Below are 21,680 nucleotides of genomic sequence, written 5' to 3'. Positions count from 1 at the left end.
GGGAAACGAATCGAAAATATGTTCGACTGTTGTCTGTTCGATGTGTGTCAGACCACGACTTCCCCGTGGTTTGCCGGCTTCCGAATATCACGGAAATGTCGCGGAACGGGGATGTACACGAGGTGACCGAAGTAGTGGAGACCTCAGCAGTGGAGACCTCATTCGACGGGGCAGGTATGTCCCGTCAGGATCGGTTGGCGGAACTCCGCAGCCGGATGGCCTCCATCCCTGCTCGCGGTGACGGGCACGTTGTGTCGTCGGTTCCCCTCGGGGTCGCAGTAGGGGAGGCCGCGGTAGGAGTGGTCGGCGACCGAGCGGACAAGGCGGGAATCCTGCCGGTGCCTGCCGGTATCGCCGAGTTGCTGCCGCAGGGTGGATTGGTGCGGGGAACAGTGGTGTCCGTATCCGGGGCCGCGTCGTTGCTGGTGGGGTTGGTGGCGACGGTGACTGCGTCAGGCGGGCATGTTGCCGTTGTCGGCAAGCCGCAGCTAGGAGTGTTGGCCGCGTACGAGATGGGTGCGCAGTTGGAGCGTCTCGCGTTTGTCCCGGATCCGGGGCCGGATCCGGTCGAAGTTGCCGCAGTGCTGCTCGACGGTATGGATCTGGTGATTCTGGGATTGGCGGGAGCGTCGGTGCCGCCGTCGCGCGCGCGGGCAGTGGTGGCCCGCGCGCGCAGTAAAGGTTCCACTCTTGTTGTGACGGATGGTCATTGGGACGGTGTGGAGGTGCGGTTGGAGGCGCAGGTCAACGGTTACGGTGGCTTCGGGTGCGGACGCGCGTTGGGGCGGGGCCGACTCGAATCGCTCAGCCTTGCCGTGCGTGCCCGTGGGCGCTCGTTCCAGCCTCGCACCACACGTCTGGACATCTGCAGCGCAGCGGGACGGGTGGAATGGAAGCCTGCTCGCGAGGTGAGTGCAGCTCAGGTGGTGGCGCTGTGAGCAGGGTTCTGGCGCTCTGGTGTCCGGACTGGCCGGCAGTGGCAGCTGCTGCTGTAGCCGACCTTCCGGCTACCCACCCGGTTGCGGTGACGTCCGGCAACAGGGTGATTGCGTGCAGCGCGACGGCCCGATCGGAAGGGGTTCGTCGTGGGCTGCGTCGACGCGAGTCGCAGGCACGGTGCCCGGAACTGTATGTGGCGGCGGCAGATCCAGAGCGGGATGCCCGGTTGTTCGAGCCGGTTGCAGCGGCTGTCGATGCGGCGGCACCCGGTGTGGAGGTGCTTCGTCCGGGGCTGTTGGTGCTGAGTTCACGCGGTGCCAGTCGCTATTTCGGCAGCGAGGAGGCCGCGGCAGAACGGCTGGTGGATCAGGTTGCTGCCGTGGGAGTCGAATGCCAGATCGGGGTGGCCGATCAGTTGTCGACGGCGGTGATCGCTGCACGACGAGCCGCACTGGTGCCGCTCGGTGAGGGCGCTCGGTTTCTCGCTCCGCTGCCGATGTCGGAGTTGGCGGCCGAGCCGAGTTTGTCCGCGCCGCATCGTGGTGAGCTGGTGGATCTGCTGCGCCGACTCGGGATCAGAACCATCGGGGCCTTTGCGGACTTGCCTGCCGTCGACGTGGCGTCGCGGTTCGGTACCGACGCTGTGCTGGCGCACCGGGCGGCGCGCGGTGAACCGGAACGACCACCGTCGGCCCGGGCGTTGCCACCGGATCTCGATGTGGAGCAGCATTACGATCCGCCTATCGAACGAGTGGACGCCGCAGCCTTTGCCGGGCGCGCCCTGGCGGTTCTTCTACATGGCACGTTGTCTGCCGCCGGCGTCGCCTGCACGCGATTGCTGATATCGGCGAGCACCGGAAACGGCGAGCACCTGTCTCGCACGTGGCGCTGCGCCGAGCCACTGACGCCGGAAGGAACTGCTGATCGAGTGCGGTGGCAACTCGACGGATGGCTTACCGGTCGCAGTGAGGACAAGCCCACCGCAGGAATTACCGTGCTGCGCCTCGAACCGGTGGAGGTGGTCAACGCCGGCGCCTTGCAATTGGGTCTCTGGGGCGGGGTGGGCGACGAGGACGAACGGGCGAAGCGAGCGCTGGTACGAGTGCAGGGGCTCTTGGGCGGCGAGTCGGTCCAGGTGGGTGTCCTCAGTGGCGGGAGGGGGCCTTTGGAGCGAATTACGTTGGTGCCCTTGGGTGATGAGCGGGTAGCGGCGCATGACCCGCAAGCTCCGTGGCCAGGGCGGCTGCCGCAGCCGTCGCCGGGATCGGTTTATGCCGACAATCCACGAGTGTGGCTGGGAGATGTGTCGGGCAAAGCTGTGTATGTCACGGAACGGGGAGTGTTCAGTGCGCATCCGGCGAGGCTGAAGTGGGGGAGCAAGGAATGGGCGGTGCAGGGGTGGGCTGGTCCGTGGCCGGTCGACGAGCGATGGTGGGATACGGCCGCGGTGCGAACGGCGGCGCGGGCGCAGGTGTTGTTGGAACAATCACGCGCGTTGTTGATGATCTGCGAGGGCGGCGAGTGGTCTGTGGAAGGTGTGTACGAGTGAGTACGGCTAATCTGGAATATCGTGAGTATCGCTAACGTGCGCAGTGCCGGTGGAATCGAGATCAGCTACCGAGATTCGGGGGCTGGTTCCGGGAGTGCCGAACTGCCTCCGGTTGTCCTCGTGCACGGCATGGGCGGCGACAGCGGCACGTGGGACCGATTCGCCAGAACCTTGCGGTCCCGTGATCGACGCGTCGTCTCGGTGGACCTTCGTGGGCACGGGCGCAGTGCTCGGGCATCGTCGTACCTGTTCGAGGAATTTGCCGAGGACATCATGGACGTGTGTGATCACTTGGAACTCGATCACGTCGATCTGGTGGGGCACTCGCTCGGCGGGCACGCGGCGTCGTTGATCGCGCAGCGGCGGACGAGCGGCGTACGCAAGCTGGTCATCGAGGAAGCACCGCTCCCGCTTCGGCCGGGCGATCCGGAGCAGGTGTTTTCCCGCACGTTCCCGAGTATGTCCGAGCTGTGGCACGCAACAACAAGTTTGGTGCGTCACCCGCGGGCTGCTCTGGCCTTCGACAAGTCGATGACGGGATCGGCGCTGACGCAGTTCCGTCAACCGGACCAACTGTGGTGGGAATCGTTGCCGCTGATCGAAGCGGACACGTTGTTCCTGCGCGGCGGCCTCGGCGGCATGGTGGATCCCGACCGGCTACGTGAGGTCACGGCTACGGTCAAGCGTTGCGAGGTCAAGTCATTTCGCACCGGTCACAGCGTGCATCGTGACGGTTACCGTGAGTTCGAGGCGGCAGTGGTGCCCTTTATTTCGTAAACCGGGCGTCCAGATGTGTAGAGAACCCGCCGACGGTCAACTCTGTGCAGACACACTCCGAGAGGACGTCGTCACGTGAGCCCAGAACCCGCGAACGTCCCGCAGTGCAGTCACGGATTACCGCGTCGGATGTTCTTGGGCGGGATGGGCGCTTTGGCTCTGGCGGGTATGACGGATATCGGGTCGGCGGGTGCCGCGGCCACGCCCTCGCGGGCAGCTCCCAGTGATTCGTTTCCCGCTCAGCCCAACATCGTGGTCATCATCACCGATCAGGAGCGACGGCCGATGTACTGGCCGGCGGGGTGGGCGGAGCGGAATCTTCCTCACCGCCAACGCATTGCGCGTCACGGACTGACTTTCGACCAAGCCGTCTGCAACACGGCGATGTGTTCTCCCAGTCGGAGCACGTTCTTCACCGGTTTGTATCCGGCGCAACACGGCGTGACCAGAACCCTGACCGAGGGCGGCACGGTTTCTCCCACCGAACCGCAGTTGCAGACGTCGGAACAGAACATGGCGAAGATGCTGGCGTCCGCCGGGTACAACGTCCAGTACCGGGGGAAATGGCATCTGAGCAAGGGTGCGTCCGGCGGTGATCCGTCCAGCGACGACGTCGCAGCGTTCGGTTTCGGCGGGTGGACGCCACCTGATGCCGGGCAGGACACCAACCCCGACCATTTCGGCGGCGGATGTGCCGATCACGACCGCCGCGCTGCCGAGGAGGCCGTCGAATTTCTCACCGGTCCGGATGCGCGAGGAGACAAGCCTTTTGCGTTGATCGTTTCGTTTGTCAATCCGCACGACGTCCTTGCGTACCCGCAGTCGTGGGATGCGATGAGCGGTACGTGCGACAACTACGGTTCCGATGCGCCTGGCGCTTTCGAGCAGGGCATCGAACTCCCGCCGACCTACGACGAAATCCTTGCCTTCAATTACAAGCCGAGCGCTCAGGTGCAGTCGGAGTTGTTGCTCGCCGCCGGACTCGGCCCACTACTCGGACCCGATCAGGCGAGGAAGTACATCAACTTCTACGCCTACATGCACAAGGTCGTGGACGAGCGCATCGGCAGCGTTCTCGACGCCTTGGAAGCCACACCGGGGTTGCTCGACGACACCGTCATCGTGCGGATGTCCGATCACGGTGAGATGGGGATGTCGCATGGAGGCTTGCGGCAGAAGGTGTTCAACGCGTACGAGGAAACTCTGCGCATCCCACTCGTTATCAGCAATCCGTTGTTGTTCCCGCAACCCGTTCAGACGGATGCCCTGGCGTCGTTGATCGACGTGATGCCCACTCTCGCAAACCTCGCGCAGGTGCCGGACCGTGCGTCGTGGAACTTTCTCGGCACCGATCTCACCCCGGTGCTCGTCGATGCGGCGGCGTATCCGAACGCGCCCAGCATGCAGGTTCAGGACACGATTCTCTTCACCTACGACGATCAGAACTGTGCGACGCCCGACGGCCAGAACATCGTCAGGGCGCCAAACCATATTCGCTGCATTCGGGACAGTCGGTGGAAGTACACGATGTACTTCGACCCGGCGGGAAGTGCTGCGCCCCAATACGAACTGTACGACCTGAATGCTGATCCCCTGGAGACGAACAACCTGGCCAACCCGTTCAATTCCGAGTCATACCAGCCCGCCAAAGCAGCCGAGATGAACGCAAAACTCTTTGCCGCGATGGACGCCAAGGGTGTTTCGCTGGCCGAGTCGAGCAATATTCCGCAAAACTGATTCACGGTGCGGTTCTCCGGGCATTCCTGCTGGACATATGTCTTCGTTTCGGGAAGAAGGATTGTCATGACCGTCACCTCGCCGGGGCGAGAAGGATTCAGTTCCCTCCGATCAGGAGGGTTGAACTGGGATTGTTTTCCCCTCCGATTGTTCACAAAAGGAAATGCCAAATTCTGGAACCCGGCAGACCTCGATTTTTCGAAAGACGCTCGAGACTGGCAGGAGTTGACCAGCGAGCAGCAGCGCAGCGCAACGTATCTGTGCGCGCAGTTCATCGCCGGTGAAGAAGCAGTGACCGAGGACATCCAACCGTTCATGCAGGCGATGTCTGCTGAAGGCCGGTTCAGTGACGAGATGTACCTGACCCAATTCTGCTTCGAGGAAGCCAAGCACACTCAGGTTTTCCGGCTGTGGATGGATGAAGTCGGGCTCACTGACGACCTGCATTCCTACGTTGCCGATAATCCGGACTATCGGCAACTGTTCTACGAGGAGTTGCCGGCGTCGCTGCGTATTCTCCAGACCGATCCCAGTCCGGTCAACCAAGTGCGGGCGAGCGTCACCTACAACCATGTCATCGAGGGCAGCCTTGCGTTGACGGGCTACTACGCCTGGCAAAAAGTATGTGCCACAAGGGGAATCCTGCCCGGAATGCAGCAGTTGATCAAAAAGATCGGCGACGACGAGCGTCGTCATATGGCGTGGGGAACTTTCACGTGCCGTCGGCACGTGGCCGCGGACGACGCCCTGTGGGATGTCGTGCAGGAACGCATGGGTGAGCTGATGCCTATGGCTCTTGGCCTGATCAACTGGGTCAACGATCAATTCGAAGTCCAGCCCTTTGGCCTCGACAACCAGGAGTTTCTCGAGTACGCGGCCGATCGTGCGCAGCGGAGGCTCTCTGCAATCGAGTCTGCGCGTGGGCGCGACGTGGCCGAGATCGACCTCGACTACTCACCCGAGACTCTCGAGGAGAAATTCGGTGCCGAAGACGCGGCGGTGATGATTGAAGCCGGTAGTTAGAGCCAAAAGCTAAGTCGCCCTGAGTTTTCCGTCGATATTCGGACTTTTCCGACTGATTTGATTCTGACTGTTGTCTCCGAACATAGTTTCGAATATGGTGGGGAATGTTCGATCCGGGGGTGGGATTTTCGGTTGCTCGGCGCAGCTGAGTGATCCGAAACCGATTGTGCCCTCGTTGATTTTATGGCTGAACTGCATGCGTGTGAGGCGATGCTGGTCGAGCGGAAGTTGGCGGTGGTGGCGGAGTTCTTCACCCGCCGCAGCGCCGAGCATGTCGAGGGCGGTGCGTGGACGTCGGGGGCGCACGAGTTGGCGGAATCCGAGGTCGGTGCGGTCTTGACGATGGGGCGCGCTGCGGCCGGGAAGCTCATCGGGTTGGGTTTTGCTTTGAGGACGCGGTTGCATCGGACGCGGGCGGCGATGGCGCGCGGTGAACTCGACTTCTATCGGGTTTCGTTGATCGAGTCGGCGACCGCGAATGTCGGTGACGAGTTGATCGACGAGGTCGAACGCTTGCTCCTCGAGCAGGTGTTGGCCCCGCCGGTGGATGGCGGTACCGGGTTGACGGGTCGCCGGTTGACGGCGGCGATCGACCGGATTCTCGCCCGGGTTGATCCGGAGGGTCTACGGGAACGCCGGCGACGCGCCCTCGCCGACAGGTTTGTCGGGGTCAGTGCTGCCGAGGACGGGATGGCCCGCATCCTGGGGAGTATCCCGGCGGAGCAGGCTCGGGCTTTCGATGGACGGTTGCGGGAGTTGGCGATGTCGGTCTGCCGCCACGATTCGCGCACCTATGAGCAGCGCCGCGCTGACGCGTTGGGTGTGCTGGTGAGTGGGTCGACGGTGTTGGTGTGCGACTGCGATCGCGATGATTGCCCGCAGGACCGTAGTGGTCTGGTGATCATGCGCAGGCCGTTGGTGCATGTGGTGATCCACGATTCCGCACTCGCAGGATCGAATGAACCTGCTCATCTCGACGGGTACGGGGTGATCAGCGCTGAGCATGCCCGTGACATCGCAAAAGGCGCCACGATAAAAGAAGTGCGCGTACCCGCAGACCCCGAACCGACACCTGAGCCCGCCTCGGCGACGGTGTACCGCCCCGGCGCCGCACTCGACACGTGGCTACGGGTCCTCGCGGGCAGCTGCCAGTGGGCAGACGGTGGCGTCGAATCTGAGTGCGTTCTGCCGGAACCACTACCGCCTCAAGCATTCCGGCAAGTGGCAGCTCGACCCGAATCCGGACCGCAGCATCACCCTGACCTCACAAACCGGGCATCGCTACCGAACCCGAGCGGCCGGGCTACTCGCGGGACAACAGGATCCACCGCCACCGGAAGGCGGCACCAGACGGCGAACTCGACTTGAGAACAAGGCTGCCCGCATCCGGGCCGAACGGAAACGCCGGACAACCACACCCCGAAAACGCGCGCCCCACAAACCCGTCGACTATGGCGACGACACACCACCGTTCTGAGTGCTCGCTCCACCGTTCTGAGTGCTTGCTGTGTTGCGGCTCAACCATGCCAAGCTGTAGTCCGCAATTTCACGCCAACCGTGATCGATGGTGAGGGAGTGTCCACGGTCGTCGAATACCTTGTACTCGTTGACTGTTGGTGCTTTGTGATACATCTTGAACGAGCTGTCCGTGCTGGCTTTCGGGACCGTGCGATCTTTTCCGCCGCCGATTATCAGCAGCGGTCCGCGCTCGGCGTTGAAGTCGACGTGTGCGGGGCTGTGGGGACTGAAGTTGGCGAGTGCAGCTTCGAAGAGTGGTTGCCCGGGTGCCGGAATCACGTACCGCTCGTACAGTGCGTCGGATTCGCTCTTGGTGATCGCACTGGCAAAGGATTTGTGAAAGGACTCTCTGGTGTGTGAATAAGCCTTCCGGTAGTTGGCCGGATTGGACAAGACCGGGAGAACCGTGCGGAGTTGCACGAGGGGGAGTTTCAGCACACCTTTCGGTTGTGCGGGGTCGATCGCAATTGCCGCGGAGGCTAGGTTCTGCCCGAGAAGCTTCTGTGCGATCAGTCCGCCGAAGGAATGGCCGACCACGATCGGTGGAGTATCCAAATCGGCGATCACCTTGGCGTAGTGGGCGGTGATCTCGTCGATTCCGTGTCCGGCGATTTCTTCCGGGTGTTCTCGGGATTCTCCGACGGTGGCGCCGTCGCCGGGCCATCCGGGTGCCATGGTGCCGTACCCACGTTCGGTGAAGACCTGGGTCCAGGGCTCCCACGCGCTGGGATGCATCCACAATCCGTGGATGAAAAGGACCGTGGGTTTGACGGCAGTGGGCATGTGTTCTCCTGTGATCGATCGGTTCTGATCGTCAGGGGATGCCCAATTTTGCTCAACTCATTCACCCGGTCCGTCGACGACAACGCCGACGTCATGCAGCTGGCAAGATTGCCGACATGTTCAGAACCTCGAATCAGCGATCCATGGCCGTATGGTCCGCGGTATTTGTGCTTTCCCAGGCGAATATCGTGAGACTGCTGGGGCCGGTGGGTCCGCGGGTTCTCGAGGTGCAGACAGCATTCTCCGCACGTCGGTACCACGAGGTTTTGGCGAAGATGAATGGCGCGGAGACGGCGCGTTTCCGTAGTCACTATTACCCGGACTTTGTCCATCCGGCGATCTACGCGATGGCATTGCGCGCCGCCGGCCGACGGTTGGGGGAGCGCACGCCGCTCTCGCCGACTGTTCGCAAGGCCATTGCCGTGGCGCCGGTGTTGTCCGCTGCCGGTGATTATGTCGAGAACGTTGTCGGACTGCATCTGCTGGACAACCGGGGCGGCATCACCGATACGACGGTGCGGCTCACCACGGCGGTGAGCATCGGCAAATGGGTGCTTGCACTGGGAACTCTCGGATATCTGTCGCTGGGGTTTGTCAGAGTATGGGTAACTCGACGATAGGGAGTATTGATGGCGGCGGAATTGGATATCGAATACTTCGCGGACGGTGAGGAATTCCGTCGGTGGTTGTCCGAACACCACGAGGTGAGTCCCGGGGTGTGGCTGAAAATGGCCAAGAAGACGTCACCCCATTCGTCGATCGACTACGACCAGGCGCTTGATGTCGCCCTGTGTTTCGGCTGGATTGACAGCCTGCCGAGGAAGGTCGACGACCACTTCTTTCTGCGGAAGTTCTCACCGCGTACGCCGCGTAGCCCGTGGTCGAAACGTAACGTCGAGATTGTTGCGAGGCTCGAGAGCGAAGGATTGCTCGAGCCCGCTGGCATTGCGGCTATCGAGAAAGCCAAATCCGACGGTAGATGGGAACGCGCGTACGAAGGTTCCGCGAAAGCCGAGGTGCCGCAGGATTTTCTCGACGCATTGGCCTTGAACCCCCAGGCGCAGGCTTTCTACGAAACGCTGAATTCGACCAATCGGTTCACGATCTTCTATCGGTTGCAGGAGGCGAAGCGTCCCGAGACCAGGACCCGCCGGATACAGAACTTCATCAGCCAACTCGAGGAGGGCAAGAAGTTTCACTGACGAGTGCTGACACAATGGCACTCGTGACCGAAGCCAAGACCTGCTCAGCGCTGTCTGCCGTCGACGAACCGTTGGAAGGCACAGCGGCTGTTGTGCGCGGTTGGGTGTGCCTCGAGTTTGTCGGTGCATGGGGACGGGATGTTCTCGACGGCACAGCGCTCGGGGAGGAGCTTGCCACTGAACTGAGTCGGCGCGCGGACGCTGCGGACGTGCGCGTGATGTTCATCAGGCATCCCGGTCGACACGAGACATTGTCTGCCGGTCACACGGTGCTTCTTGCGCGTTCCGATCCTGACGATTCGTGGTGCGAGCGATTGCAGATCGATTCGCCGGTCGATCTTCTCGATATCGACTTCGCGTTGCTCGGTGGGCCGGCCCCAGGCTTAGGCGTCAGGGTCGAGGAACCGGTGGTGTTGGTGTGCGCGCACGGAAAGCGTGATCAGTGTTGCGCAGTTCTGGGCAGGCCGATTGCAGCGGAGTTGGTTCCGTCGTTCGGCGAGAACGTGTGGGAATGCTCGCATACTGGCGGCCACCGGTTTGCGCCGTCGATGATCCTGTTGCCCAGTGGCTACACCTACGGCCGGCTGTCCGGGGCGGAAAGCCTCGCGGCGGTGGAGTCGGCGGTTCGTGGTGAGGTTCATCTTCCGGGGCTGCGGGGCCGGAGTCAGTGGAACTCGGTGGGTCAGGTCGCGGAAATTGCTGTGCGACAGTATATTCCCTGTGGCATCGATGATCTGAGTGTCGACGATCTGGGCGGTCAGCTGTGCATTGTCGAGCACGCCGACGGTCGGAGTTGGGAAGTGGAAACGCAGACGTCGGAGTTGGCTCCGCGTCCGCCCAGTTGTGGGGCGGATCCCAAACCTGTTCGGCCCGTTGTTGCCACGTCCGTTCGTGAACTGGGTTCGGGCCTGATGTTGAACTAGCCGGAATCGTGCATCAGTTCAACAGGATTCCGTCGTCGGCATCGAAGTCCAGTCCCGCCGTGACGATGCCTGAGAACAGGAATGCCCCGCCAACGGCGACGGCGGGGATGGTGAGGACCCACTCGAAAATTGTCATGCTTCAAGTCTGACGACCCACACGCCGAAGAACATCGCCCCGGGGATCGATATACGCAATCGGGTAGTCATCCCGGAGGATGACTACCCGATCAGGGGAAACCAGGAGCGATCAGTGTCCGATGCCGACTTTCGCGTGGATTTTCTTCATCCACGCCGGCGCCCACCAGTTTGCTTCGCCCATGAGTTTCACCAGGGACGGAACGAGGAGCATGCGGATGATGGTCGCGTCGACGATCAGTGCCACGATCATGCCGACTCCGAGGAACTTCATCACTCCCAGACCTGACATCGCAAAAGCACCCGTCACGACGATGAGGAGTAGTGCTGCGGCCGTCACGATGCGGCCCGTTCGCTCGGTGCCGAACTTGACGGCCTCTTCCGTTGTCGCGCCGTCGTTCTTGGCTTCGACCATGCGCGACATCAGGAACACTTCGTAGTCGGTGGACAATCCGAAGACAACGGCCAGGATCAGGACGACAAATGTTGCTTCGAGCGGTGTCTGGCTGACACCGAGAAGTTCGACGCCGTGGCCTTCCTGGAAGACGAAGGTGAGGACACCGAAGGTGGTTGCCAAACTCAAGGCAGCCATCAGCACAGCCTTGATGGGCAACACAATTGATCCGAACGCGAGGAACAGCAGGATCAGCGTCGAACCGACCATGATCAGAATCATGACCGGCAACCAGTGCAGGACAGCGTTGTTGCCGTCGTCGACGGTGGCTTGTCCGCCGCCGACCAATAATTCGGCGCCGTCGGGCGCCGGTATCTCGCGTAGATCGGTGACCGCATTACTTTGGGACTGCGACGTGGAACCTTCGCTGTAGAACGCTTGGATCGCGATCAGCGAATTGGTGCTCGCGACGACGCTAGCCTGCCCGATGCCCTCGACTTGGCTGGCGGCTTCGGCTATTGCCGTGCCTTCGGCTGGGTTGAGTACGGTATCGCCCTCGGCTTGCAGGATCAAGGTCGCGCCGTTGCCGGTTTGGGGAAAGTCGTTGACCAGCGTGTCCATCGCGGTACGGGCGGGGTCGTCGGCCGGTAATGCGGTGTACGAGAGTTCGCCCAGTCGTGCGCCCAGTAGCGGCGACGCCAGCACGAGAAGCAGGGTGACAATCGTGATGGACACGGCAACAGGTCGTTTCATCACCCACGAGACGACGCGGCCCCAGAACCTTTGTGAGCGTTCTTCTCCGCGTTGGGCTGCGCCCTTGCGCCACGTCAACGAGTTGATGCGGTGGCCCAGGATGGCAAGCAAGGCGGGCACCGCGGTCAACGACAGTACGGCAGCGCTCAGCACGGCGGCGATGGCACCGAATCCCAGTGAACGAATCACAGCTTGTGGGAACACGAGCATGCCGCTGAACGCGCAGATCAGCAGCAGCCCTGAGAACATCACGGTACGACCGGCCGTCAGAACTGTGCGGGTGGCTGCGGCGCCGGGTTCGGAACCGGAGTTCAGTTCCTCTCGGAATCGGCCGACGACAAACAATCCGTAGTCGATGGCTAGACCGAGCCCCAGTAGTGAGGCCACGTTGATCGAGAACGAACTGACCTCGGTGACCGACGTCAGAATTCGCAGGACGGCCAAGGCACTCAGCACGCTCAGGACCCCGACAAAAACCGGTACGGCTGCAGCGACAAGCCCGCCGAAGATGAAGACCAACAACACGAGGGTGATCGGGATGGCTATCGCCTCGGCGACAACAAGATCCTTCTCCAGCGTGGTGTTGAAGGCGACACCCACCACCGTGTTTCCGGCGAATTGTGCTTGCGCGCCTTCCACTTCGAGCGTGGGGAGCAGATCGGAAAATGTGGCGGCGGTAACTCCGGAGTCCGGTGCCAAGGTGATGGCGACCGCGCCCATCGTTCCGTCGTTGGAGACCAGATTTGCCTTTGTCGCGGCGTCGGCTGTCCAATACGACTTCACCGAGGCAGTCGGGACGTTGGCCGTGAACTCGTCGACTGTGGCTGTCACGGCCGGGCCGATGTCGTCGAGACTTCTGCCTTCGGTCGGTGTGTAGATCGCAATGATGTCCGGGGTTTGCGGTCCGAGGTTCTCTTCGACGATTGCTGCGACCTTCGCGGAGTCACTTCCCGGGTCGACAAACCCACCTTGGCTGAGCTTTCCGAAAACTCCGAGACCCCACACGCCACTGATAAGCACGATGAGAACTGCGAGCGAGAGCACCCACCATTTTCGGGAAACGACGGTTTGGGCCCAGCGTGTCATTGATCAACTCCGGTGAAATTTTCGGACATGGCCGTACCGACTGTATCGGGGGTTCAGCCGGTGCGGTGAAACGCCGAATCGACAGTGTCGGAGAATGAGTCCGTGTTTCCTTTCGGTCGGTCAAGACGGCTCGGTGTCGTGCGCGCACTCTACGAACCGGAAGACCTGTTGCGAGCCTATGAGCGGTTCGCGAGAAAGGAGATCCGACCGAACTCCGAACTTCTGATCGTGATCCCGCTCAGTGACAAGAGCGACTTGGAGATCACGGTCCCGGATTCGTCCGCAGGCTGGATCGAGTCGCGGATTCGCGGGCTGTGCGCCTCGCTGGGAGATATCGACCGGCGTGCACAAAAGACTCTGCGCGACGAGTTTGTCATCGGCTGGATCGAACTCGATTCACCGGACCACGGGGTCGTCGATTACTGGGCCGTCGGTGTCAACAGCGAGTATCCCATCGATATCTGCTGGACTGGCGATGCCTGGGAGGAAGTGCGAACTCGGTGACACGCAGTCGCCCCCGAACGAATCACGTTCAGGGGCGACGACTGGTGTGCAGAATCAGCGATTGTCCTTCTTGGCCTGGCGCCGTGCACCGGCGGCGATACTGGACGCTTCGAACTTCTTCTTGCCAGGAGAGCTACGAGTTTCGTCGACGCGAGCCTTTCCCGCGGACGCGACCTTTCCGCTACCGGTGTCGATATCGCTGAACGACGGAGCGTCCTTGCGAGCCCGGCCCAGTCGCGCGTCCTTGAGTTCGCGGGCGCTTTGGCGGGAGACCGCGGCCAAACGGCGGCTCACCCGGCTGAGCGCGTCTTCGAAAACTTCTGCCTTACCGGCGTTGCGCGCATTTGCCGACTTACCGGAACCGCGTCCCTTCTTCTCGGCAACTTTTGCCGAACCCGCACGTCGGTACAACTTCGTGTACTTGTTTCTGGCCCGACGAATGCGCGTGTGCAGGGCGATCAGTTCGTCTTCGTCGAGTTCGGCAATCTGATCCTTTTTGGTCTCGAGGATCAACACGTATTCGTCCTCGGAAAGGGAATTCAGAATCTTTTTCACGTCTATTCCGATCTGTCCAGAGTCTCCGAATTTCGGTGGTACCGCATGCTAATCCTTTTTCGAGGTGCATGGCGCAATACCGTGCTCAGCCGCGGGGCCGGAATGTGCGTGACGAGGGCGCCTGCGAATCGGTTCGGGTGTGTCATGCATACTGCTGGAAGCACTTGCAAGCCATGCGTGTGGGGGAAGCCGGTCGAAATCCGGCGCTGACCCGCAACGGTAGGTTCGTTGTCGAATCATCGAGAACGAATGAGCCCGAATGCCCGCCGCGTGGTGTGCGACATCCATTCGTCGTGGTCTACGAACCGGAAGTCCAGCGAGAGCCCTGCCCGCGGATTCCGTATGCGCGGTAAGTGTTCTCCCAGGATTCTCATTCGTGGCTCTGAGCCCTTTTGTGAGGTCCCGTGTCACTCAAGATTTCCACCACCCGCGCCGTTGCCGCGTTGATCGGGGTCGCGTTGGTGGCCGCCGGTTGTTCGAAAGGCGAGGCAACCGAAAACTCTGCGTCGACCGAGTCGTTCGCTCAGTCGGTCAGCATCACCAATTGCGACCGTGAAATGACCTTCGATTCACCGCCGCAGCGAATTGTGTCCTTGAACGGCCATGTCACCGAAGCACTTATCGAGATCGGTGCGGGTGACCGCATTGTCGGACGGGCATACAGCGACAATCCGCCCACCGCGGAGACGGCTGAACAGTTCAACAAGATTCCCAGTCTGTCCGATACGTTTCCGAGTGCCGAGCAGATTCTGGACGTGGACCCGGACTTCGTTGTCGGCGGCATGACCAGCGCATTCAACGAGAAGCAAGGAAGATCACGCGACGCGTTTGCCGAGAAAGGGATCAATACCTTCCTCTTCTCGGAATACTGCGGCACCGGTTTCCCCGACATCGGACTGCTCGAAAACGACTACACACAACTCGGACGCGTCTTGGGCGTCGAAGATTCCGCTCGCGCGGTAGCCGAACAGATCAGCTCTGGCCTTGACGCAGTCCGCGCTTCGGTCGGCGACGCCGCACCGGTATCCACCTTCTTCTACGACAGCGGTGAGGATGTTCCGACCACGATCGGCGGCGTCGGCGTCGGGCAACTGGTTGCCGAGTACTCCGGCGTGACGAACATCTTCTCCGAAGGTGCCAAGCCCTACGTCGATGCAAGCTGGGAGGCTGTTGCCGAGCGTGCGCCCCAGGCGATAGTTGTCATCGACTACGGCGACAAGACAGCGGATCAGAAGATCGAATTCCTGCGGTCGCAGCCGTTGATGGCAACCACTCCGGCTGTGGCGCAGAACCGATTTGTTGTGGTGCCTCTCGCTGATCTCTTCGAGAGTTCTCGTCTGGTGCGCTCGGCGCACACCATCGCAAGCGCTTTCCATCCGAGCGCTGTCACAACAGGCACCGACGCGTCGAAGTGACACTTTCACGTTCCGGTTACGGCGCCCTGCTGGCCGGACTGCTGGTAGCCCTGGCAGCGATGCTGGGGTTGGCGGTGTCCTTCGGGTCGGTGCGCATTCCGGTCGGTGACGTGTGGGCGATAGTCGGAGCGCGCTTGGCGCCAGGGACTTTCGAGACCTGGTGGTCGGCGGCGCGGGAGTCGATAGTGATCGACTCCCGTCTGCCGCGCGCCCTCACCGCCGCTGTGGTGGGTGCGTCGTTGGCGATCTCAGGCGCGGTGGCGCAGGCGGTCACACGCAATCCGTTGGCTGATCCCTATCTTCTCGGTGTGTCGTCCGGCGCGGGTTTCATGGTGGTGCTGGTATCCGTGCTGGGCATTGGTGTCGGTGTCCTGGGAGTTTTCACGATTCCCGTCGCGGCCTTTGTCGGCGCGATGATTCCGCTGTTTCTCGCCCTTGTGATCGGTGGCAGATACCCCCAGCCTACGGCGATCATCCTGGTGGGAGTTGCTCTGGCCCAGATATTCTCGGCGCTCATCACGTTCTGCATTCTGGTTTTGGCCGACGATCGGCACGTGACGTCCGTGATGCACTGGATAGCAGGCGGATTCGGCGACTCGAGATGGTCGACGCTGATCTTCCCGACCGTAGCGCTTCTTGTCGTCGGAGCTGCGTTGATGCTCAGCGCGCGGTGGATGGACGTCCTGCAGACCGGTGACGACGGTGCAGCAGCCTTGGGTATGAACGTGCGGCGCTTCCGGGTGCTGTCGCTTCTCGCGGTGTCGGTACTGGCCGGCGCGGCGGTGAGCGTCGCCGGTGGCATCGGTTTCATCGGATTGCTGATTCCGCATCTTGCCGGATTTGTGGTGGGGACCAGAGCAATTCGCCTTCTTCCTGCTGCCGCGTTGCTGGGCGCAGTGGCGATGGTAGCCGCTGACACGGTGGCGCGATCGGTGTCGGAATCGACCGAGCTACCGGTGGGTGTGATCACCGCCTTGGTGGGAGCGCCGATATTCGTCTGGATGCTCTACCGGCAGTACAGGAGGCTGGAGCAGTGATTCTGGAACTCGTCGACACGCGGGCCCGCCTGGGGAATCGTGAAGTGCTGCACGGCATAGGTTTCCAGGCTTCCGCAGGTGAGATTCTCGGCTTGGTCGGCCCGAACGGCAGTGGCAAGACCACTGCGCTGCGTTGCTGTTACAACGCACTGGCCCCCAGCGGTGGTGCGGTGCTGATCGATGGAGTGGACGCGACATCGTTGTCGCGCCGGGAGATTGCGCGAACCGTTTCGGCGAGTGTTCAGGAACCGGCAGTGTCCGGTGGGCTTTCAGTCCGTGAATCCGTTGCTCTCGGACGAACCCCGCATCGAAATTGGCTGGATCGCACAACGGAGCGAGATGGCACTATCGTGGATCGGTGCCTGGAACAGGTCGGTCTCGCGGCGCTGTCCGGCCGGGATGTCGCGACGTTGTCCGGCGGTGAGCGTCAGCGAGTGTCCATTGCCCGGGCGCTGGCGCAGCAACCGAAGATCCTGTTGTTGGACGAGCCGACCAATCATCTCGACCTGCGGCACCAGTTGATCGTGATGGAACTGCTCACGGAGTTGGCATCACAGGGATTGGCCGTGGTCGTCACGATGCATGATCTTCGATTGGCCGTCGAATACTGCGATCGACTGGCAGTGCTTCACGAGGGAAACCTGCGCGCCTGTGGGGCCACTGCCGAGGTACTGGAAGAATCGTTGCTGGCCGAGGTTTTCGGGATCAAGGCTCGCGTGGAGCAGGGACTGCGTCCGCGGATGGAGATTGTGGGGCTGGCGTGAATGACGAGATAGGCGCGATCTACGCGCGGATGGCGGCCGCGGTTCCGTTTTTCGAAAGCCTCGACGCCTACCCGGCCACCATCCCGGCCGAGGTGATGACGGACCCGGACTGGATGGCGGCGCGCGTCGCGGATACAGCCAGGCGGTGGGGGAGCGACGAGAGCCGGGTCAACGGCACCTTGTGGTGGTATTCGGCCAGTTCGACGTTGACCGGCATTCCGCTCGGAACTGGGTTGGTCACCGGTTTTGCCGCTGACCCGTCGCTCTCTCGAGCTCGGATCTTCTTGCGCGGCGACGGCTATCTCGGCGGTTTTGCTGCCGCCTCTCTCATCCCGATCACGACCGGTGTTGCCGAGTTGGCGCAGGCGATGTGCCAGGCCTTGACGCCTGTCATCGAGGTGCTCGCCGAGGTGTCCGGAGTGCGTGAGAAGGCATTGTGGGCGATCACCACCGATTCCATTGCCAACCGCGCGCTCGACGCGGCCGGGCTGCGGCGTGAGCGCGGAAGTGCCTGTGCCGCTGGATTGATCGATGCCCTTCGAAGTGCGGGCGCGCCTATTCCGCGGCCTCGTTTCGTGGACGTGAGCGCGGGGGAGAGCGCCGCGCGAGTCGAGAATCCGTTGACGCCGGTGCCGGCGGATCGTCGACGGTTCACCCAGCGGGCGTCGTGTTGCCTGATCTACGAGGTGCCTGGCGAAGCCAAGTGCACCAGTTGTCCCAAGCGTGCACCCGAGGATCGTGTGGGGTTGCTTGCTGCTCTTGTTTGACGGATGGCGGATGAGCTGCCAGACTTTGAAGGTATCGAACATGAGTTCGATACGCGATGCGCCTTCCCTCCCAGCATCATCACTGTTCGACAACGCAGCAGTTCGACAGGTCGTGAGGCAAGTATGGGTTGGGGTAACGGACCGCCGACGTGGTCCGAGATGGAACGAGTTTTGTCGGGGCGCGCCGGCCGCGTCGAGCACGAAGATCTGTTTCCCGGCGACGGAAACGACAGTCCGGCCTGGTCACGCAAGCGCGGGGAGTACTCCGCCGGTGAACTGGCTCGCGGCAACAGCACCGTGCCGTACGCCGAACTCCATGCCCACTCTGCGTTCAGTTTTCTCGACGGCGCCTCACCTCCGGAAGAGTTGGTGGAAGAAGCCGTTCGATTGGGCCTCGAGGCTATTGCTGTCACCGATCACGACGGTTTCTACGGAGTGGTGCGGTTTGCCGAGGCTGCTCGTGAATGGGGAATGCGGACGGTGTTCGGGGCGGAATTGTCCTTGGACTCCACGCCGCGAGTGGGAGCGGCAGATCCAGGTGGGACGCACCTGTTGGTCCTCGCACGGGGGCAGGAAGGCTACCGCCGGCTCTCCCGCGAGATCGCTGCGGCCCACCTGGCCGGTGGTGAGAAAGGGAAGTTGCAGTACAACTTCGACACCTTGACCGAAGCTGCGGGTGGGCACTGGCAGATACTGACCGGGTGCCGGAAAGGCCATGTGCGGCAAGCCCTCACCTCCAGTGGGAAAAGTGGCGCCGCAGCGGCCTTGCGAGATCTGGTCGAGCGTTTCGGTGCCGATCGGGTGGCGGTGGAACTCACCCATCACGGGTTACCGGAGGACGACAAGCGCAATGCTGTTCTGGCTCAGCTTGCCGCCGAACAAGGATTGCGAACAGTCGCGACCACGGCGGCGCATTTCGCGGCGCCCCCACGGCGCCGGTTGGCCATGGCGATGGCCGCGGTCCGCTCCCGGCAAAGTCTGGACGACGCCGCCGGATGGTTGGCTCCGACGGGTGGAGCGCACTTGCGTTCGGGCGAGGAAATGGCGTCGCTGTTCTCGCTCTACCCGGAGGCAGTCAGCGGAGCTGCCGAACTTGCCCGCGAGTGCGCTTTCGATCTGAGGCTCATCGCTCCCAAACTGCCACCGTTCGACGTACCGCCGGGGCACACCGAGGCGTCGTGGTTGCGTGAGCTCACGATGGCGGGGGCGTTGGATCGTTACGGCCCGCCCGAGGGTGCGGAGAAGGCGTATCGACAGCTGGAACATGAGCTGGACATCATCACGTCCTTGGACTTTCCCGGGTATTTCCTCGTAGTCCACGACATTGTCTCTTTTTGCAAGAACAATGACATCCTCTGCCAGGGAAGAGGTTCCGCGGCAAACTCGGCGGTGTGTTACGCCATCGGCATCACCAATGTCGACCCGATTCGTAACGAGCTCTTGTTCGAGAGATTCCTCGCACCTGAGCGCGACGGTCCGCCGGACATCGACGTGGACATCGAATCCGACCGCCGCGAAGAGGCTATCCAGCACGTGTACACCAAGTACGGCCGTGAGTACGCCGCGCAGGTAGCCAATGTCATCACCTATCGAGGAAAATCGTCTGTGCGGGATATGGCTCGGGCACTGGGCTTTTCGCAGGGGCAGCAAGACGCGTGGAGCAAGCAGGTCGGACGGTGGGGCGGCATCGACAAGAATGCCGAGACGGATATACCGCGCCCGGTGCTGGAACTGGCTGCACAGATCGAGGGGTTTCCCCGGCATCTCGGTATCCACTCCGGCGGCATGGTTATCTGCGACCGCCCTATTGCCGACGTCTGCCCCGTGGAGTGGGCGCGCATGGCCAATCGTAGTGTCCTGCAGTGGGACAAAGACGATTGTGCGGCCGCTGGGCTGGTCAAGTTCGACCTCCTGGGCCTGGGAATGCTGTCGGCTCTGCACTACATGATGGATCTGGTGGCTGAGCACAAAGGCATCACCGTTGATCTCGCGCAGCTGGATCTGAAGGAAACTGCGGTGTACGAGATGCTTCAGCGGGCAGATTCCGTGGGGGTGTTCCAGGTGGAATCACGTGCGCAGATGGCGACGCTGCCGCGTCTGAAGCCTCGGAATTTCTACGATCTGGTCGTCGAGGTTGCCCTCATCCGGCCCGGCCCGATCCAAGGCGGGTCGGTGCACCCCTATATTCGTCGGCGCAACGAACTCGAACCGGTCACCTACGATCACCCGTCACTGGAAAAGTCCTTGAAGCGCACACTCGGTGTTCCGTTGTTTCAGGAACAGTTGATGCAGATGGCCGTCGACGTCGCGGGATTCACGCCGTCCGAGGCAGACCAACTGCGTCGGGCTATGGGGTCGAAGCGGTCCACGGAGAAGATGGAACAACTGCGAGCGCGGTTGTATCAGGGAATGCGCGACCTTCACGGAATCGGTGACACCGTTGCCGACCGTATCTACGAGAAGTTGTACGCCTTTGCCAATTTCGGTTTCCCGGAAAGCCATTCGCAGAGTTTTGCCGCGCTCGTCTTCTACTCGTCGTGGTTCAAACTGCATCATCCGGCTGCATTCTGCGCCGGACTGCTCCGGGCGCAACCGATGGGGTTCTATTCACCGCAGTCGCTGGTCGCCGACGCCCGCAGGCACGGGGTGCGAGTGCATGGAGCCGACGTCAACGTCAGCCTGGCGCATGCCACCGTCGAAGCGGCGGGGCTCGAAGTGCGATTGGGGCTGGGCGACGTGCGCAGTATCGGCGACGCCCTGGCCGAGAAGATCGTCGAACAACGCGCTCGCGGAGGTCGGTTCACGTCGTTTCTCGATCTGACCGGAAGAGTGGAACTTACGACGGCCCAGGCGGAATCGCTGGCGACGGCCGGTGCGCTCGGTAGTTTCGGGATTTCTCGACGAGAAGCGCTCTGGGCTGCCGGCGCTGCAGCGGGGGAGCGTCCTGGCCGGTTACCGGGGATGGGGGCATCGGTCACGGCACCCACCTTGCCCGGTATGAGCGACGTCGAACTGGCGGCTGCCGACGTGTGGGCTACCGGAGTATCTCCCGACACTTATCCGACGCAGTTCCTTCGCCCGCAACTCGACGCACTGGGTGTGGTCCCGGCGTCCGGGCTGCTCGACATTGCGGATGGTGATCGAGTGTTGGTCGGGGGAGCGGTCACCCACCGTCAGCGACCGGCAACCGCAGGTGGTGTCACATTCATCAACCTCGAGGACGAAACCGGGATGGTCAATGTGGTGTGTTCGGTGGGGTTGTGGGCCAAGTATCGAAAGCTGGCCAACACGGCGCCGGCTCTCCTCATCCGGGGAAGGGTGCAAAACGCGGAGGGCGCTGTGACCGTCGTGGCAGACCGAATGCAGCGGATGGACCTCCGGGTCACTGCGAAGTCTCGGGACTTCCGCTGACGGCGCGCGATTAGCGTATCCAGCGCATTTTTGGCAATTCAATCGATGAAATTCACCCCCGATATCACCCTTTTGGTGAATGGCACCGCAGTAGTGTCATTCACCCCTGGTTTCATCCTTTCTTTCTCATTCTTTGTCGCATTGTTCGAGTATCTTCTCGGTGTTCGAGGACTCGCCGGGGCAACCCCGGGCGTCCGTGCGGGCAATGTTCGGCCTGAAGCGGTTGCGGTGCGGTTTCGGCGCCACTGTGAGGGACCTTCGGCGGCGGTGGAGGTCCGACCTGGTGGATATAGCAGGGAGGTAGCGCGATGAGGAATCCATGCGACAAATAGGTCTGAACTGGATTTATTGACCAATTTTCAGGTTGCCTTGGCGGTGAAAAATTGCCAGAAGGCAATGTCTGAGTAG

19 protein-coding genes and 1 riboswitch are annotated in these 21,680 nt (G+C 62.0%); of the genes, 15 read left to right on the top strand and 4 right to left on the bottom strand.

Annotated features, from left to right (window positions below; translation table 11 throughout):
* The first annotated feature begins 176 nt into the window (after positions 1–176).
* The 6 genes from FFI94_RS20675 (at position 177) to FFI94_RS20650 (ending at position 7,393) form a co-directional block, all read left to right on the top strand.
* Positions 177–938: a hypothetical protein gene (locus FFI94_RS20675; protein WP_138873318.1), complete on the top strand. Its 762-nt coding sequence runs from the start codon at positions 177–179 to the stop codon at positions 936–938.
* Positions 935–2,488, top strand: coding sequence for a DNA polymerase Y family protein (locus FFI94_RS20670; protein WP_185993269.1), 1,554 nt, complete (start codon positions 935–937; stop codon positions 2,486–2,488). Before FFI94_RS20675 ends, FFI94_RS20670 begins: the two co-directional genes overlap by 4 nt.
* A 21-nt stretch (positions 2,489–2,509) precedes the next feature.
* Positions 2,510–3,265 (top strand): alpha/beta fold hydrolase, encoded by a 756-nt coding sequence (locus FFI94_RS20665; RefSeq protein WP_138869473.1) that lies wholly within the window; start codon positions 2,510–2,512, stop codon positions 3,263–3,265.
* Between the two features lie 75 nt (positions 3,266–3,340).
* Positions 3,341–5,002: a sulfatase-like hydrolase/transferase gene (locus FFI94_RS20660; RefSeq protein ID WP_138869472.1), complete on the top strand. Its 1,662-nt coding sequence runs from the start codon at positions 3,341–3,343 to the stop codon at positions 5,000–5,002.
* A 66-nt stretch (positions 5,003–5,068) separates the two neighbouring features.
* The gene (locus FFI94_RS20655; protein ID WP_138869471.1) at positions 5,069–6,025 is read left to right on the top strand and encodes a R2-like ligand-binding oxidase; all 957 of its coding nucleotides are present in this window, start codon (positions 5,069–5,071) and stop codon (positions 6,023–6,025) included.
* Positions 6,026–6,208: 183 nt separating this feature from the next.
* The gene (locus FFI94_RS20650) at positions 6,209–7,393 is read left to right on the top strand and encodes a 13E12 repeat family protein (protein WP_260684223.1); all 1,185 of its coding nucleotides are present in this window, start codon (positions 6,209–6,211) and stop codon (positions 7,391–7,393) included.
* An 81-nt stretch (positions 7,394–7,474) separates the two neighbouring features.
* On the opposite strand, the gene FFI94_RS20645 is transcribed toward FFI94_RS20650, so the two are convergent.
* Positions 7,475–8,326, bottom strand: a complete 852-nt coding sequence (locus FFI94_RS20645; RefSeq protein ID WP_138869470.1) for an alpha/beta hydrolase — start codon at positions 8,324–8,326, stop codon at positions 7,475–7,477.
* 116 nt (positions 8,327–8,442) lie between these two features.
* On the opposite strand from FFI94_RS20645, the gene FFI94_RS20640 reads away from it, so the two are divergent.
* Genes FFI94_RS20640 through FFI94_RS20630 form a run of 3 tightly spaced genes read left to right on the top strand, consistent with a single transcriptional unit; the run spans position 8,443 to position 10,451 of the window.
* On the top strand, positions 8,443–8,946 hold the full coding sequence (locus tag FFI94_RS20640) for a hypothetical protein (protein WP_138873317.1): 504 nt from the start codon (positions 8,443–8,445) through the stop codon (positions 8,944–8,946).
* Positions 8,947–8,955: 9 nt separating this feature from the next.
* Positions 8,956–9,528, top strand: a complete 573-nt coding sequence (locus FFI94_RS20635) for a YdeI family protein (protein ID WP_138869469.1) — start codon at positions 8,956–8,958, stop codon at positions 9,526–9,528.
* A gap of 14 nt (positions 9,529–9,542) precedes the next feature.
* Positions 9,543–10,451, top strand: a complete 909-nt coding sequence (locus tag FFI94_RS20630) for a sucrase ferredoxin (protein WP_138869468.1) — start codon at positions 9,543–9,545, stop codon at positions 10,449–10,451.
* Positions 10,452–10,464: 13 nt separating this feature from the next.
* Here FFI94_RS20630 and FFI94_RS34320 read toward each other — a convergent pair whose 3' ends face one another.
* Together FFI94_RS34320 and FFI94_RS20625 are read right to left on the bottom strand one after the other, a co-directional pair.
* Positions 10,465–10,587, bottom strand: coding sequence for a hypothetical protein (locus FFI94_RS34320; RefSeq protein ID WP_260684222.1), 123 nt, complete (start codon positions 10,585–10,587; stop codon positions 10,465–10,467).
* 111 nt (positions 10,588–10,698) lie between these two features.
* The gene (locus tag FFI94_RS20625) at positions 10,699–12,819 is read right to left on the bottom strand and encodes an MMPL family transporter (RefSeq protein WP_138869467.1); all 2,121 of its coding nucleotides are present in this window, start codon (positions 12,817–12,819) and stop codon (positions 10,699–10,701) included.
* Positions 12,820–12,957: 138 nt separating this feature from the next.
* On the opposite strand from FFI94_RS20625, the gene FFI94_RS20620 reads away from it, so the two are divergent.
* Entirely contained in the window at positions 12,958–13,323 is a 366-nt protein-coding gene (locus FFI94_RS20620; RefSeq protein WP_260684221.1) for a hypothetical protein, read from the top strand.
* A 54-nt stretch (positions 13,324–13,377) separates the two neighbouring features.
* On the opposite strand, the gene FFI94_RS20615 is transcribed toward FFI94_RS20620, so the two are convergent.
* Positions 13,378–13,878: a hypothetical protein gene (locus FFI94_RS20615; protein WP_138869465.1), complete on the bottom strand. Its 501-nt coding sequence runs from the start codon at positions 13,876–13,878 to the stop codon at positions 13,378–13,380.
* 138 nt (positions 13,879–14,016) lie between these two features.
* Positions 14,017–14,164, top strand: a riboswitch (cobalamin riboswitch).
* Between the two features lie 118 nt (positions 14,165–14,282).
* On the opposite strand from FFI94_RS20615, the gene FFI94_RS20610 reads away from it, so the two are divergent.
* The 5 genes from FFI94_RS20610 to FFI94_RS20590 all read left to right on the top strand — a co-directional run bounded on the left by FFI94_RS20610 (position 14,283) and on the right by FFI94_RS20590 (position 21,272).
* Positions 14,283–15,293: an ABC transporter substrate-binding protein gene (locus tag FFI94_RS20610; protein WP_138869464.1), complete on the top strand. Its 1,011-nt coding sequence runs from the start codon at positions 14,283–14,285 to the stop codon at positions 15,291–15,293.
* Positions 15,290–16,330 (top strand): iron ABC transporter permease, encoded by a 1,041-nt coding sequence (locus tag FFI94_RS20605; protein ID WP_138869463.1) that lies wholly within the window; start codon positions 15,290–15,292, stop codon positions 16,328–16,330. Before FFI94_RS20610 ends, FFI94_RS20605 begins: the two co-directional genes overlap by 4 nt.
* Entirely contained in the window at positions 16,327–17,094 is a 768-nt protein-coding gene (locus FFI94_RS20600) for an ABC transporter ATP-binding protein (protein WP_138869462.1), read from the top strand. Before FFI94_RS20605 ends, FFI94_RS20600 begins: the two co-directional genes overlap by 4 nt.
* The gene (locus FFI94_RS20595; protein WP_260684220.1) at positions 17,091–17,861 is read left to right on the top strand and encodes a (2Fe-2S)-binding protein; all 771 of its coding nucleotides are present in this window, start codon (positions 17,091–17,093) and stop codon (positions 17,859–17,861) included. Before FFI94_RS20600 ends, FFI94_RS20595 begins: the two co-directional genes overlap by 4 nt.
* A 123-nt stretch (positions 17,862–17,984) precedes the next feature.
* Positions 17,985–21,272 carry an error-prone DNA polymerase gene (locus FFI94_RS20590; protein ID WP_138873315.1) on the top strand — a complete coding sequence of 1,096 codons (3,288 nt, stop codon included), beginning with the start codon at positions 17,985–17,987 and terminating at the stop codon, positions 21,270–21,272.
* The last annotated feature ends 408 nt before the right edge of the window (positions 21,273–21,680 follow it).

Origin of the sequence: Rhodococcus sp. KBS0724, from assembly GCF_005938745.2 — a bacterium.
Lineage (GTDB): Bacteria > Actinomycetota > Actinomycetes > Mycobacteriales > Mycobacteriaceae > Rhodococcus_F.
The sequence above is the reverse complement of the archived record's forward strand: the minus strand, read 5'-3'. Positions and strand labels throughout refer to the sequence as shown.

Excerpts from the sequence above, each read along its gene's own strand:
- FFI94_RS20675 (WP_138873318.1), top strand. The coding sequence starts at position 177 with ATGTCCCGTCAGGATCGGTTGGCGGAACTCCGCAGCCGGATGGCCTCC.
- FFI94_RS20655 (WP_138869471.1), top strand. The coding sequence starts at position 5,069 with ATGACCGTCACCTCGCCGGGGCGAGAAGGATTCAGTTCCCTCCGATCA.
- FFI94_RS20650 (WP_260684223.1), top strand. The coding sequence starts at position 6,209 with ATGGCTGAACTGCATGCGTGTGAGGCGATGCTGGTCGAGCGGAAGTTG.
- FFI94_RS20645 (WP_138869470.1), bottom strand. The coding sequence starts at position 8,326 with ATGCCCACTGCCGTCAAACCCACGGTCCTTTTCATCCACGGATTGTGG.
- FFI94_RS20640 (WP_138873317.1), top strand. The coding sequence starts at position 8,443 with ATGTTCAGAACCTCGAATCAGCGATCCATGGCCGTATGGTCCGCGGTA.
- FFI94_RS20635 (WP_138869469.1), top strand. The coding sequence starts at position 8,956 with ATGGCGGCGGAATTGGATATCGAATACTTCGCGGACGGTGAGGAATTC.
- FFI94_RS20630 (WP_138869468.1), top strand. The coding sequence starts at position 9,543 with ATGGCACTCGTGACCGAAGCCAAGACCTGCTCAGCGCTGTCTGCCGTC.
- FFI94_RS34320 (WP_260684222.1), bottom strand. The coding sequence starts at position 10,587 with ATGACAATTTTCGAGTGGGTCCTCACCATCCCCGCCGTCGCCGTTGGC.
- FFI94_RS20625 (WP_138869467.1), bottom strand. The coding sequence starts at position 12,819 with ATGACACGCTGGGCCCAAACCGTCGTTTCCCGAAAATGGTGGGTGCTC.
- FFI94_RS20590 (WP_138873315.1), top strand. The coding sequence starts at position 17,985 with ATGGGTTGGGGTAACGGACCGCCGACGTGGTCCGAGATGGAACGAGTT.